Source organism: Streptomyces sp. BoleA5, from assembly GCF_000373665.1.
GTDB lineage: Bacteria > Actinomycetota > Actinomycetes > Streptomycetales > Streptomycetaceae > Actinacidiphila.
The window spans coordinates 133,113-146,006 of the sequence record NZ_KB892102.1 but is presented as its reverse complement, the minus strand read 5'-3'; the positions used below and the strand labels follow the sequence as shown (position 1 = coordinate 146,006).

Genomic DNA, 12,894 nt, shown 5'->3' with positions numbered 1-12,894 from the left:
CGCTGGAGAACTGGACGCCCGGTCCGCTGCGGACGCGCAGACCCGTACGGGCGACGACGCGGCCCTGGAACAGGGCCGCGTGGGGGGAGCGTGCGGACACCGCCGCTACTTCACGGGACAGGTCCCGGAGACGCTCGGAAGGGGAAACGAGTTCACTTTGGCCATCCGGTCCAGGAGCGGCAGGCACCCCGGCGGCAGGCCGGCCGTCGGTGGCGAAGGCGGTGCCCATGGTGCCGATGGCGAGGGTGCCGGCCAAGGCGCCGGTCACCGCGGTTGCGGCTATCTTGCTTGCGCGGGTGTGCAGAGTCATCTGCATCTCCAAGGTGGAGCGGGACCCGGCGGGGTCCAGGGAAATGGAAGCCGGACGCGCCCCGACCGCCTTCCACTTGACGTTGTCGGAATGTGGTGCGCCGGCAGCCGCAAAAGTGGCCATTTGAGCCTTTAAGCGGCGATCACGGTCCTCACGCTAAGTGCGCCACTTTGTGTGTGCAACCGGTGGCGGAGCGTGGCCGTTTGTGATCTTTCCCCAACGATCACGCCGGGTGATCGACGTCAGCCGGGGATGTTGTCGAAGGGCGCGGTCAACTGTCGGAGCAGGTTCGCGAGTTCCCCGCGCTGGCGGCCGGAGAGCACTGCGAGGATGGCCCGCTCCTGGGCCAGCAGGCCCGCCAGGGCCTGGTCCGCCCGGTCCCGTCCCTCCGGGGTGAGCCGTACGAGGACGCCGCGCCGGTCCGAGGGGTCGGGCAGCCGCTCCACGAGCCCTTTCTTGGTGAGCCGGTCGATCCGGTTGGTCATCGTCCCGGAGGTGACCAGCGTCTGGGTCAGCAGCTGCCCGGGGGAGAGCTGGTAGGGCGCGCCCGCGCGGCGCAGGGAGGTGAGCACGTCGAACTCCCAGGGCTCCAGGCCGTGCTCGGAGAAGGCCAGGCGACGGGCCCGGTCCAGGTGCCTCGCCAGCCTGCTGACCCGGCTGAGCACCTCGAGCGGTTCGACGTCGAGGTCAGGGCGCTCCCTGCGCCACGCAGCGACCAGCCGATCGACCTCGTCCTCCATGGAGATCAGTGTAGTGGTTGTGTCGACATGAAGTCTCTTGACATCAAGAGATTAGCTCTGGAACCTTGTGGGCAATGTCGGCGGCAGGAAGAGATCCATCTCTCGCCAGGGAGTTCGAAACATGCCCGCAGCAGCCTGGGATCCCCAGCAGTATCTCCACCACTCCACCCACCGCACCCGCCCCTTCCGCGACCTGCTGGCCCGGATACCGGAGCTGCCCGGCGCGAGCCCGCGGATAGCCGACGTCGGCTGCGGACCCGGCAACGTGACCGCCCTGCTCGCCGAGCGCTGGCCCGCCGCCCGCATCACCGGCCTCGACAGCTCCGCCGAGATGCTGGAGGCCGCCCGGGCCCACGAGGGCCCGACCCCCGGGGGCGGCAGCCTCCACTTCCGCGCCGCCGACGCCGCCCACTGGGTCCCCGACGGCACCTACGACCTGATCGTCTCCAACGCCGCCCTGCAATGGGTCGAGGGCCACGCCGACCGTTTCCCCCTCTGGGTCGAGCACCTCGCCCCCGGCGGCGTCCTCGCCTTCCAGGTCCCCGGCAACTTCACCTCGCCCAGTCACGCCCTGCTCGGCGACCTCTGCGACTCCCCGGCCTGGCGGGACCGCCTCGGCGACGGCCACGGCCGGCGCTACGTCCACATCCTCCAGCCCCCCGGCTACCTGGAGCGGCTCATCGAGATCCCCGAGGTCGAGGTGGACGTCGACGTCTGGGAGACCACCTACGTGCAGCTCCTGCAGGGCGAGGACGCGGTGCTCGAATGGACCAAGGGGACGGCGCTGCGCCCCGTGCTGACCGCGCTGGAGGACGATCCGGAGGCCGCCAGGGAGTTCCTCGGCCAGTACCGCGACCTGCTGCGCAAGGCGTACCCGGCGGGGCCGCACGGCACCGTCTTCCCCTTCCGGCGGATCTTCGCCGTCGCACGGAAGGCGGGGTGACGCAGGTGATCACCGCCCTGGACCATGTCCAGCTCGCCGCTCCGCCCGGCTCGGAGGAGATCCTGCGCGCCTTCTACGCGGGGGTCCTGGGGATGAGTGAGGTGCCCAAGCCGCCGGTGCTCGCCGCCCGGGGCGGCTGCTGGTTCGCCACCGGCGCGGTCCAGCTGCACATCGGCGTCGAGGCGGACTTCCGCCCGGCTCGGAAGGCCCATCCGGGCCTGCGCGTCAGCGGCATCGATGCCTACGCGGAGCGGCTGGAGTCCCGCGGCGCCGCGGTCGTCTGGGACGGCGGCCTCCCGGGCCACCGCCGCTTCCACACCGACGACCCGTTCGGCAACCGCCTGGAGTTCCTGGAACCCGTCGACGCGGCGTGACACACCGGCGGCGCCGGCCCCCTTCTCGCAGGGGGCCGGCGCCGCCGGTCGGTGCCACGGTCCGGTCAGTGCTGTCCGGCACCCTTGCGGCGGCGCGTCACCAGCACGGCCCCCGCGCCCACCAGCAGCAGCGCGCCGAGGGTGATGCCGCCGACCTGCGCGCCGGTCTCGGCGAGGCCGCCGCTCTCCGACCCGGAGGAGCCACCGGAGCCGCCGGAGCCGGAGGAGCCGCCGGAGCCGGAGGCGGCGGTGTCCGTGGCGGACGGGGCGGCGGTCGCGGAGGCCGAGCCGCCCGGCTGCTCACCGCCACCGGGGGCCGAGGCGGACGGCGACGCGGAGCCGGAGGGGGACTGCGAGGCGGACGGGGAGCCGGGCGTCGGCGTCCCTGTGCCGCTGTTCCCGCCGCCGCTGTCCGTGCAGTCGACCCAGAAGACCTTGTGCTTGGCCCGGCCGTGCTCCCCGTCGAAGTTCCAGAAGAGCTTGTAGTGGCCGTCCGGGAGCGCGAGGTCCTCCGTGCGCTCGTGGCCGGAACCGTCGAGCGTCAGCGAGCCGGACTTCACCGTCTCGCCCTTGTCGCCGTCGGTCGGGGACCACCGTTCGATGTGCCACTCGGCCTTCTGGGCACCGTCGAAGCGGAAGCCGTCGAGGTAGAAGGTGCAGACGTGCGGCTCGTTCCTGTGGAGTTCCTCGCCGGTCTTCGCGTCGTGGATCTTCACATTGCCGTTGTCGCCGGGGGCGTTGTGCGCGAGGGCGGCGGGGGCGAACAGCACGGACGCTGCCAGGGCCACCGTCGCCGCGGACGCCGGGATGAGGGCGCGCATGGGCATACCACCTGAGGGTGTGAAAGACGGAATGCGGGGGGAGATGGCCAGATTCCACCGGTCCTCACCCCGGAGTCAATAAACTCCGGTCCCATTGGTCCCGTCACGTCAGGACTGCCCCATAGATCCCGGGGTAACAATCGAGCCACACAGCTCACAGGGTGAGGAAGGCGGCCCCCAGGAGTGCGGCGCCCGCCGCGGCGGCGGTCCAGGCGGTGCGCGGCCAGCGAAGACCACCGGCCAGGACCAGGGCGGCGAGCAGGAGGGCGCCGCCCAGCGGGACCCAGGCGTGCAGCACGCCGGGGAGTCCGCCGCGCACCACGTCGTCGGTGCCGGGCTTCACCGCCACCGGTATCCGCTCACCGACGCGGTGGGTGACCGCCTTGTCGATCGTCACCTTCCCGCGGACGGAGCCGAGGCCCTTGGGCACGAAGGGGCCGGTGCAGGTGTCGGCGCCGCAGGCGGAGACCGTCATCGTGCCCTGCTCGCGGCCCTTGGTGAGCATGACGTGCTGGGCGGTCTTCCACGAGGTCCACACCCCGGCCGCCAGCATCAACAGGACCAGCGCGCTCAGCAGGACGATGCGGCCGACCAGCAGCAGCCCCCAGGCGCTCTCGGCGGTGCGGCGGGCGAGACTCCGTTTGACCATGCGGGCGATCCTTGGCCATTGCGTGGCACTCGGTCAACCTTTCGATGGTCAACCGTTGTAGGTGCCCTGCGCCCTCTCCAGCCCGTCGCAGATGAGCGTCTCGACCGCGTCGGCCGCGCGGTCCACGAACCACTCGAGTTCCTTGCGCTCGGCCGAGGAGAAGTCCTTGAGGACGAAGTCGGCGACCTGCATCCGCCCCGGTGGGCGGCCGATGCCGCAGCGCACCCGCAGATAGTCGGGGCCGAGGGACTTGGTGATCGACTTCAGGCCGTTGTGGCCGTTGTCGCCGCCGCCCTTCTTCAGGCGCAGGGTGGCGTAGTCGATGTCCAGCTCGTCGTGCACCGCGACGAGGTTGCCGGGCGGAATCTTGTAGAAGTCGCGCAGCGCCGTCACCGGGCCGCCGGAGAGGTTCATGTACGTCATCGGCTTGGCCAGCACGACGCGGCGGCCGCCGACCCGACCCTCGACGACCTGGGACCGGCTCTTGTGGGTCTTGAACCGCCCGCCGATCCTCTCGGCGAGCAGATCGGCGACCATGAAGCCGATGTTGTGCCGGTTGCCGGCGTACTCGGGTCCGGGGTTGCCCAGACCGGCCACCAGCCAGGGCCCCTCGGGGGCGCTTTCCGCTGCGCTCATGCTCATGACGTCCATTCAACAGGACCGCCGCCCCGCTCCTTGCGGAGCGGGGCGGCGGCCGGGAACCGCGGTGCTGCCGTGACTACTCGGCGGCCTCACCCTCGGCGGCCTCACCCTCGCCCTCGGCGGGAGCCTCGGCCTGGGCGGCGAGGACCTGGAGCACGACGGTGTCCTCGTCGACGGCCAGCGTGGTGCCCTTCGGGAGCGGGATGTCCTTGGCGAGGACGGAGGCGCCGGCCTCCAGGCCCTCGACGGAGACGGTCACGCCGTCGGGGATGTGGGTCGCCTCGGCCTCGACCGGCAGGGTGTTGAGCACGTGCTCCAGCAGGTTGCCGCCGGGGGCGAGCTCGCCCTCGGTGCTGACCACGATCTCGACGGTGACCTTCTCGCCGCGCTTGACCGCGAGCAGGTCGACGTGCTCCAGGAAGCCCTTCAGCGGGTCGCGCTGCACGGCCTTGGGGATGACCAGCTCGGTGCCGTCACCCTCGATGTCCAGGCTGATCAGGACGTTGGGGGTACGCAGCGCGAGCAGCAGCTCGTGACCCGGCAGGGTGACGTGCTTGGGGTCCTGGCCGTGGCCGTAGATGACGCCGGGGACCAGGTTGGCGCGGCGGACGCGACGGGCGGCGCCCTTGCCGAACTCGCTGCGCGGCTGTGCGGAGATCTTGACCTCGGACACGGTGATCACACTCCTCGTGATGACGACGGGAAATTCATTCGGTCGCCCAGCCCACGACGGGCCGTTCCACTTACGAGGAGCGCGTCGATAACGGAGTCAGCCGCGCAAACGCGGACGGCCTCCCTCGCCGAGCAACTCGCAGAGTCTACCCGGCGGGGAGGCCGCCCCGGAAATCGATCAGTACGCGGTGCGCGTGATCAGTGCGCGTCCTCGAACAGGCTCGTCACGGAGCCGTCCTCGAAGACCTCGCGGACCGCGTTGGCGATCGTCGGCGCGATCGACAGCACCGTGATCTTGTCGAGGTCCAGCTCACCCGGCGTCGGCAGGGTGTCGGTGAAGACGAACTCGCTCACCTTGGAGTTCTTCAGCCGGTCCGCGGCGGGGCCGGACAGGACGCCGTGGGTGGCGGTCACGATGACGTCCTCGGCGCCGTTGGCGAACAGGGCGTCCGCAGCGGCGCAGATGGTGCCACCGGTGTCGATCATGTCGTCCACCAGGACGCAGATGCGGCCGCGCACGTCACCGACCACCTCGTGCACGGTGACCTGGTTGGCGACGTCCGGGTCGCGCCGCTTGTGGACGATGGCCAGCGGCGCGCCCAGACGGTCGCACCAGCGGTCGGCCACGCGCACCCGGCCGGCGTCGGGGGAGACGACGGTCAGCTTCGAGCGGTCGACCTTCGCACCCACGTAGTCCGCCAGGATCGGCAGCGCGAACAGGTGGTCCACCGGGCCGTCGAAGAAGCCCTGGATCTGGTCGGTGTGAAGGTCGACGGTGAGGATCCGGTCGGCGCCCGCGGTCTTCAGCAGGTCGGCGACCAAGCGGGCCGAGATCGGCTCGCGACCGCGGTGCTTCTTGTCCTGGCGGGCGTAGCCGTAGAAGGGCACGACCACGGTGATGCGCTTGGCGGAGGCCCGCTTCAGCGCGTCGATCATGATCAACTGCTCCATGATCCACTTGTTGATGGGGGCGGTGTGGCTCTGGATCACGAAGGCGTCCGAGCCGCGCGCCGACTCCTCGAAACGGACGTAGATCTCACCGTTCGCGAAGTCGAAGGCCTTCGTCGGCACAAGGTTGACGCCCAGCTCACGTGCCACCTCCTCCGCGAGCTCGGGGTGTGCGCGGCCGGAGAAGAGCATCAGCTTCTTCTCACCGGTCGTCTTGATCCCGGTCACTGCACCGTCTCCTTGGTGTTCAACGCAGCTTCGCCTTCGGTCAGGGGAGCTGGCGGAATTCTGTGCACCTCACACGGTACGCGCTGGCCGGAGCAACCGCGCACGTGGGGAAGGCCACTGCCTCCGCCGCTCCCTCGCCGGTCAGGCCTCCGGGGCTGCCTGGTGGGCCTGTTCGGCGGCGTGGGCGGCGGCGCTGCCGGGCCGCTTCCTGGCCACCCAGCCTTCGATGTTGCGCTGCTGGCCGCGTGCGACGGCGAGCGAACCGGCCGGTACGTCCTTGGTGATCACGGAGCCCGCCGCGGTGTAGGCGCCGTCCCCGACTGTGACGGGCGCCACGAACATGTTGTCGGAGCCGGTGCGGCAGTGCGAGCCGATCGTCGTGTGGTGCTTGGCCTGCCCGTCGTAGTTGACGAAGACGCTGGCGGCGCCGATGTTGGTGTACTCGCCGATCGTCGCGTCACCGACGTAGGACAGGTGCGGGACCTTGGTGCCCTCGCCGACGGTGGCGTTCTTCATCTCGACGTAGGTGCCGGCCTTGGACTTCGGGCCGAGCCTGGTGCCCGGGCGCAGGTAGGCGTACGGGCCGACCGTGGCGGCCTCGCCGATCTCCGCCTCGACGGCCACGGTGTTGCTCACCGTGGCGCCGGGACCGACGAGGGTGTCGGTCAGCGTGCAGTTGGGGCCGACCTCGGCGCCCGAGGCGATCCGGGTCGCGCCGTACAGCTGGGTGTTCGGCAGCACGAGGGTGTCGGGCTCGAACTCCACCGTGACGTCCACCCAGGTCGACGCCGGGTCCATGATCGTGGCACCGTCCAGCATCGCCCGGCGCAGCAGGCGGTCGTTGAGGATGCGGCGGGCCTCGGCGAGCTGCGCGCGGTTGTTGATACCGGCGATCTCGCGGTGGTCCTCGGCGACCGAGGCGCCGACGCGGTGGCCGGCCTCGCGGAGTATGCCGAGGGTGTCGGTGAGGTACTCCTCGCCCTGGGCGTTGTCGGTGGTCACCTTGGCCAGCGCCTCCGCGAGCAGCCGCGCGTCGAACGCGAACACCCCGGAGTTGATCTCGCGCAGGGCCCGCTGCCCGTCGGTGGCGTCCTTCTGCTCGACGATCGCCAGTACCGAGCCGTCGGCGCCGCGGACGATGCGGCCGTAGCCGGTCGGGTCGGGCACCTCGGCGGTCAGCACGGTGACGGCGTTGCCGTCGGCCGTGTGGGCCTCGACCAGGGCGCGCAGGGTGTCCGGGGTGAGCAGGGGGGTGTCGCCCGCGGTGATCACCACCGTGCCGGTCAGCTCCGGGAGTTCCGCCAGGCCGGCCCGGACCGCGTGGCCGGTGCCGTTCTGTTCGTACTGCACGGCGGTGCGGACCGTGGCGTCGGCCCCGGCCAGGTGGGCGGTCACCTGCTCGCGGGCGTGGCCGACGACGACCAGCAGGTGCTCGGGCTCGAGGGCGCGGGCCGCGGCCACGACGTGTCCGACCAGGGACCGGCCACTGATCGCGTGCAGGACTTTGGGGGTTGCCGACTTCATGCGGGTGCCCTCACCCGCGGCGAGAACGATGACGGCGGCCGGGCGGTGGGCGCTCACGGAACGGGCTCCTCGGCGTCGGGTGAAGGTCACCCGAAGGATACCGGGGCGTTTCGGGCGGTGAACGCGGAAGGGTCGCGACGGTTGCCGCGACCCCTCGGTCCGTGCTCCGCTGCCAGGATTCGAACCCGGACTTAAGGGACCAAAACCCTCAGTGCTGCCGTTACACCACAGCGGATGGAAACCCCTCCCGAACAGGACATCCCGTCAGGGTGCCCGTTCGGCCCCCACCACTATGCCGCACCGACCGCCTCCAATGCGACGAGAAAGATCGGCACTTCCCCTCCCCAAACATGGGTACATGTGCCAAGAGCCGTATTCCCGCCGACACGCGCGCTCTGTTCGGCCTTCACTCGGCGCTGCCATACTTACGAAGCCGTAAGTTACGGTGGCGTAGCCCCCGACTTTCATTGAGGGACCACCATGACCACACAGACCGACGTGATCACCGAGGCCCCGGAACCCGGGGCCGGCGACGGGGCCCCGCTTCCCCGCGCCACTCTCGGTGCTGACAAGAAGCAGTCACTCGAGCAGATCACCCTCGGACTCTTCATCGGCATCCCCTTCCTCGCCCTCGTCGCGGCGATCCCGCTCGCGTGGGGATGGGGTCTGAGCTGGCTCGACCTCGGCCTGATGGTGGGGATGTACTACCTCGGCTGCCACGGCATCACCATCGGCTTCCACCGCCACTTCACCCATGGCTCGTTCAAGGCCAACCGCCCGTTGAAGATCGCCCTGGCCATCGCCGGCTCGATGGCCGTCGAGGGGCCGATCGTGCGCTGGGTCGCCGACCACCGCAAGCACCACAGGTTCTCCGACGCCGACGGCGACCCGCACAGCCCCTGGCGGTACGGCGAGACCGTCCCCGCCCTGCTCAAGGGCCTGTGGTGGGCCCACATGGGGTGGATGTTCGACGAGGAGCAGACCCCCCAGCAGAAGTACGCCCCCGACCTGATCAAGGACCCCGCGATCCGCCGGATCAGCCGGGACTTCTGGCTGTGGACGACCATCTCCCTGCTGCTCCCGCCGCTGATCGGCGGCCTGGCGACGATGTCCTGGACCGGCGCCGCGACCGCCTTCTTCTGGGGCTCCCTGGTCCGTGTGGCCCTGCTGCACCACGTCACCTGGTCGATCAACTCGATCTGCCACGCGGTCGGCAAGCGCCCCTTCCGCTCCCGCGACAAGTCCGGCAACGTCTGGTGGCTGGCCGTACTGTCCTGCGGCGAGTCCTGGCACAACCTGCACCACGCCGACCCCACGTCCGCCCGGCACGGAGTGCTCCGCGGCCAGATCGACTCCAGCGCCCGCATCATCCGCTGGTTCGAACTCCTCGGCTGGGCCAGTGACGTACGGTGGCCGACCGCTGACCGGATCGCGGCCCGCCGCAAGGAGAGCATCGGCGAAGCGGCATGATTGACGGGTGAGCGAGGGCAGAAGCAGCAGCAGGGGCAGCGAGGGTGCGCCGTCGCGGCGTACCCGGCGGGTCCGCATGACGGGCAAGGAGCGCCGCGAGCAACTCCTCGACGTGGGGCGCACGCTCTTCGCCGAACGCGGTTTCGAGGGCACCTCCGTCGAGGAGATCGCGCACAAGGCGGGTGTGTCCAAGCCCGTGGTGTACGAGCACTTCGGCGGCAAGGAAGGCCTCTACGCCGTCGTCGTGGACCGCGAGATGCGATGCCTGCTGGACATGGTCACCGGTGCCCTCACCGGCGGCCATCCGCGCGAACTGCTGGAACAGGCCGCCTTCGCGCTGCTGGACTACATCGAGCAGTACACCGACGGCTTCCGGATCCTCGTACGGGACTCGCCGGTCGCCCAGTCGACCGGCACCTTCGCCTCGCTGATCAGCGACATCGCCACCCAGGTGGAGGACATCCTGGGCATGGAGTTCAAGCAGCGCGGCTTCGACGCCAAGCTCGCCCCGCTCTACGCGCAGGCCCTGGTCGGCATGGTGGCACTCACCGGGCAGTGGTGGCTCGACGCCCAGAAGCCCAAGAAGGCGGAGGTCGCCGCCCACCTGGTGAACCTCTCCTGGAACGGGCTGTCCGGCCTCGAACCCAGGCCCCGGCTGATCGGCCACCGCAAGAACTGACCCCGCCCCCCGCTCCCCGCGCACACGACGAGGGCGGTGCCTCCCCGCGGGGAGGCACCGCCCTCGTCGTGTGCGCGGCAGGTGTCAGCCGGTGTTGCGCAGGCCCGCCGCCACGCCGTTGACCGTCAGCAGCAGCGCGCGGGCGAGCAGCGGGTCGGGCTCCTCGCCGCGGGCGGCGGCCTCGCGCTGCCGGTGCAGCAGTGCCACCTGCAGGTACGAGATCGGGTCCAGGTAGGCGTCCCGGATCCGGAAGGTCTGCTGCAGCACCGGCTGCGCGTCCAGCAGCTCCGCCTCACCGGTGATCCGCAGCACCTCGGCGACCGTCAGCTCGTGCTCGGCCTTGATGACGTCGAACACGTGCCTGAGCTCGTCGGGCACCAGGGTGCCGACGTAGTGCCCGGCGATCCGCAGGTCCGTCTTGGCCAGCGTCATCTCGACGTTGGACAGGAAGTTCCGGAAGAAGTGCCACTGCTCGTACGCCTCGGCGATGTCGGCCTCCCGGCCCGCCTCGCGGGCGGCCTTCAGGCCCGAGCCGACGCCGAACCAGCCCGGCACGATCTGCCGCGACTGCGTCCAGCCGAACACCCACGGGATGGCCCGCAGCCCGTCCAGGCCCGCCCCGCTGTCCGGGCGGCGCGAGGGGCGCGAGCCCAGGTGCAGCTCGGCCAGCTGGTCGACCGGGGTGGAGGCGAAGAAGTACGCCGGCAGGTCCGGGTCCTCCACCAGCCGCCGGTACGCGCCGTGCGCGGCGTCGGAGACCACGTCCATCGCCGCGTCCCAGCGCGCCAGCGCCTCCTCGGACTGGCGGGGCGCGGTGTGCAGCGCCGAGGCCTGCAGCGTGGCCGCGACCGTCAGTTCCAGGTTCTCCCTCGCCAGGGACGGGATCAGGTACTTGTCGGAGATGACCTCGCCCTGCTCGGTCACCTTGATCTCGCCCTCCAGCGTGCCCCAGGGCTGCGCCAGGATCGCGTCGTGCGTCGGGCCGCCGCCCCGGCCGACGGTGCCACCGCGGCCGTGGAAGAGCCGCAGCCGCACGCCGTGCCGGTGCGCGACGTCGCGCAGCCGCCGCTGCGCCCGGTGGATCTCCCACTGCGAGGTGGTGATGCCGCCGAACTTGGACGAGTCGCTGTAGCCGAGCATGACCTCCTGCACGTCGCCGCGGAGCGAGACGAGCTTGCGGTAGGAGGGGTCGGAGAGCATCTCGTCGAGCAGCTTGTCGGCCACCCTCAGCTCGTCGGTGGTCTCCAGCAGCGGCACGATGCCGATCTTGGCGACCCCCGCGTGGAGGTCGACCAGCCCGGCCTCACGGGCCAGCACCGCCGCCGCGAAGACGTCGTCGGAGCCCAGGCACATCGAGATGATGTACGACTCGACGACTTCCGGCCCGAACCGCTCGAAGGCCTCCCGCACCGTGTGGAAGACGCCCAGCGTCTTCGCCCCGGCCGCGTCCAGCGGCGCCGGGGACGGCGCCAGCGGACGCCGCGAGCGCAGCTCCTTGGCGAGCAGCCTGCGCCGGTAGTCCCGCGGCATGTCCGCGTACCGCCAGGACTCCTCGCCCAGCCGGTCGAAGAGCTGGCCGAGGGCGTGGTGGTGGGCGTCGGCGTGCTCACGGACGTCCATCGTGGCCAGTTGCAGGCCGAAGGCGGCGAGCGTGCGGATGGTGCGGTCCAGCCGGCCGTCGGCGATCAGCTCGCCGCGGTTGGCGCGCAGCGAGTCCTGCAGCAGACGCAGATCGGCCAGGAGGCCGCCGGTGCCCAGGTAGTCCCGGCCCGGCACGTGCGGCGTGCCGCCGGCCAGCCGGTCCCGGGTGTTGAGCAGCTTCTGCCGGATGCAGGTGGCCTTGAGGCGGTAGGGCTCCTCCGCGTTCAGCCGCTTGTAGCGGGGGCTGATCTCCGGCAGCCGCTGCAGGTCCTGCTCCAGGTCGGCCAGCAGCTCGGGCGAAGCGCCGGAGTTGCGGATCGAGTTGGACAGCGCCGCGCGCAGGTCGTCGACCAGCTCCAGGGCGTCGGTGATGCCGTGCTCGTGCTGCAGGATCAGCACGTCCCAGGTGACCTGCGGGGTCACATTGGGGTTGCCGTCCCGGTCACCGCCGATCCATGTGCCGAAGGTCAGCGGACGGGTCTCCGCGGGCAGGGGCACACCGACCCGCTCCAGCTCGACCGCCAGGTCCTCCAGTACGTCGCCGACCGCGCCGGCGTGCAGTTCGTCGAGGTAGTAGATGGCGTTGCGCGCCTCGTCGGCGGGCTCGGGACGTACGACCCGCAGTTCGTCGGTCTGCCAGAGCAGGTCGATGTTCTCGGCCAGCCGCAGGTCGTCGCGGCGGCGGTCCCCGCCCGCCGCACCGGACTCGTCCAGCAGGGCGGCGATCACCCGCAGCTTGTTCAGCACGCTGCGCCGGGCCGCCTCGGTCGGGTGGGCGGTGAAGACCGGACGCACGTTGAGGTTGCGCACCGTCTGGCGCAGGTGCTCGGGGTCGGCGTCCTTGAGCAGGTCGGCCGTACGGGCCAGCAGCCCGCCGTCGGCCGCCCGGCGGGACCGCAGCTCACGGCCCCGGTGCACCTGCTCGGTGACGTTCGCGAGATGGAAGTAGGTGGAGAACGCCCGTACCAGCTTGGCCGCGGTCTCCAGATCGGTCTCGCCGAGCAGGGCGGCGGCGGCCTCGCCGTCGCTGCGGGTCAGCGCCCGCACCCTCTCGACCAGATCGAGGAGCTCCGGGCCCTCCTGCCGTACGAGCGTCCCGCCGAGGATGTCTCCCAGGCGGCGGATGTCCGCGCGGAGGGGGGCGCTGCCGGTGGTGTTGTCGGCGCTGCTCACAGGTGCGGCTCCTCGTGCAGTGGAATGGTCGGCGGCATTGTCCGGACCGCGCTGTCCGACGGCACAAGGATAGATCCGGG

Annotated in this window: 12 protein-coding genes and 1 tRNA gene; 4 read left to right on the top strand and 9 right to left on the bottom strand. The window is 71.0% G+C overall.

From position 1 onward, the window contains the following. Window positions 1–552 precede the first annotated feature (552 nt). Entirely contained in the window at window positions 553–1,050 is a 498-nt protein-coding gene (locus B085_RS0117240; RefSeq protein WP_018559818.1) for a MarR family winged helix-turn-helix transcriptional regulator, read from the bottom strand. Window positions 1,051–1,171: 121 nt separating this feature from the next. On the opposite strand from B085_RS0117240, the gene B085_RS0117235 reads away from it, so the two are divergent. Together B085_RS0117235 and B085_RS0117230 are read left to right on the top strand one after the other, a co-directional pair. Further along, window positions 1,172–1,993, top strand: a complete 822-nt coding sequence (locus tag B085_RS0117235; RefSeq protein ID WP_018559817.1) for a trans-aconitate 2-methyltransferase — start codon at window positions 1,172–1,174, stop codon at window positions 1,991–1,993. Window positions 1,994–1,998: 5 nt separating this feature from the next. Beyond that, complete coding sequence (locus B085_RS0117230) at window positions 1,999–2,367, top strand: VOC family protein (RefSeq protein WP_026251127.1); 369 nt, start codon at window positions 1,999–2,001, stop codon at window positions 2,365–2,367. Between the two features lie 65 nt (window positions 2,368–2,432). Here the strand turns inward: B085_RS0117230 and B085_RS0117225 are convergent, their stop codons facing one another. From B085_RS0117225 to B085_RS0117195, 7 genes are all read right to left on the bottom strand, one after another. Continuing rightward, window positions 2,433–3,188 (bottom strand): LPXTG cell wall anchor domain-containing protein, encoded by a 756-nt coding sequence (locus B085_RS0117225; RefSeq protein ID WP_018559815.1) that lies wholly within the window; start codon window positions 3,186–3,188, stop codon window positions 2,433–2,435. Window positions 3,189–3,342: 154 nt separating this feature from the next. Further along, entirely contained in the window at window positions 3,343–3,837 is a 495-nt protein-coding gene (locus B085_RS0117220) for a hypothetical protein (protein ID WP_018559814.1), read from the bottom strand. Between the two features lie 48 nt (window positions 3,838–3,885). Further along, entirely contained in the window at window positions 3,886–4,488 is a 603-nt protein-coding gene (gene pth / locus B085_RS0117215) for an aminoacyl-tRNA hydrolase (protein WP_018559813.1), read from the bottom strand. Window positions 4,489–4,555: 67 nt separating this feature from the next. Next, window positions 4,556–5,152, bottom strand: a complete 597-nt coding sequence (locus tag B085_RS0117210) for a 50S ribosomal protein L25/general stress protein Ctc (RefSeq protein WP_026251124.1) — start codon at window positions 5,150–5,152, stop codon at window positions 4,556–4,558. 197 nt (window positions 5,153–5,349) lie between these two features. After that, the gene (locus B085_RS0117205) at window positions 5,350–6,327 is read right to left on the bottom strand and encodes a ribose-phosphate diphosphokinase (protein WP_018559811.1); all 978 of its coding nucleotides are present in this window, start codon (window positions 6,325–6,327) and stop codon (window positions 5,350–5,352) included. A gap of 141 nt (window positions 6,328–6,468) precedes the next feature. Continuing rightward, window positions 6,469–7,908 (bottom strand): bifunctional UDP-N-acetylglucosamine diphosphorylase/glucosamine-1-phosphate N-acetyltransferase GlmU, encoded by a 1,440-nt coding sequence (gene glmU / locus B085_RS0117200; protein ID WP_018559810.1) that lies wholly within the window; start codon window positions 7,906–7,908, stop codon window positions 6,469–6,471. 107 nt (window positions 7,909–8,015) lie between these two features. After that, window positions 8,016–8,086 (bottom strand) — tRNA-Gln (locus B085_RS0117195). Window positions 8,087–8,331: 245 nt separating this feature from the next. On the opposite strand from B085_RS0117195, the gene B085_RS0117190 reads away from it, so the two are divergent. Both B085_RS0117190 and B085_RS0117185 read left to right on the top strand, forming a co-directional pair. Continuing rightward, window positions 8,332–9,321: an acyl-CoA desaturase gene (locus tag B085_RS0117190; protein ID WP_018559809.1), complete on the top strand. Its 990-nt coding sequence runs from the start codon at window positions 8,332–8,334 to the stop codon at window positions 9,319–9,321. Between the two features lie 76 nt (window positions 9,322–9,397). Further along, on the top strand, window positions 9,398–10,000 hold the full coding sequence (locus B085_RS0117185) for a TetR/AcrR family transcriptional regulator (protein ID WP_018559808.1): 603 nt from the start codon (window positions 9,398–9,400) through the stop codon (window positions 9,998–10,000). A gap of 84 nt (window positions 10,001–10,084) precedes the next feature. On the opposite strand, the gene ppc is transcribed toward B085_RS0117185, so the two are convergent. Further along, a complete protein-coding gene (ppc, locus tag B085_RS0117180; protein ID WP_018559807.1) occupies window positions 10,085–12,814 on the bottom strand; it encodes a phosphoenolpyruvate carboxylase in 2,730 nt (909 codons plus the stop codon). Window positions 12,815–12,894: the final 80 nt, after the last annotated feature.

Coding starts and splice junctions, on each gene's coding strand:
- B085_RS0117240 (WP_018559818.1), bottom strand. CDS start 1,050: ATGGAGGACGAGGTCGATCGGCTGGTCGCTGCGTGGCGCAGGGAGCGC.
- B085_RS0117220 (WP_018559814.1), bottom strand. CDS start 3,837: ATGGTCAAACGGAGTCTCGCCCGCCGCACCGCCGAGAGCGCCTGGGGG.
- B085_RS0117185 (WP_018559808.1), top strand. CDS start 9,398: ATGACGGGCAAGGAGCGCCGCGAGCAACTCCTCGACGTGGGGCGCACG.
- B085_RS0117190 (WP_018559809.1), top strand. CDS start 8,332: ATGACCACACAGACCGACGTGATCACCGAGGCCCCGGAACCCGGGGCC.
- B085_RS0117225 (WP_018559815.1), bottom strand. CDS start 3,188: ATGCGCGCCCTCATCCCGGCGTCCGCGGCGACGGTGGCCCTGGCAGCG.
- B085_RS0117235 (WP_018559817.1), top strand. CDS start 1,172: ATGCCCGCAGCAGCCTGGGATCCCCAGCAGTATCTCCACCACTCCACC.
- pth (WP_018559813.1), bottom strand. CDS start 4,488: ATGGACGTCATGAGCATGAGCGCAGCGGAAAGCGCCCCCGAGGGGCCC.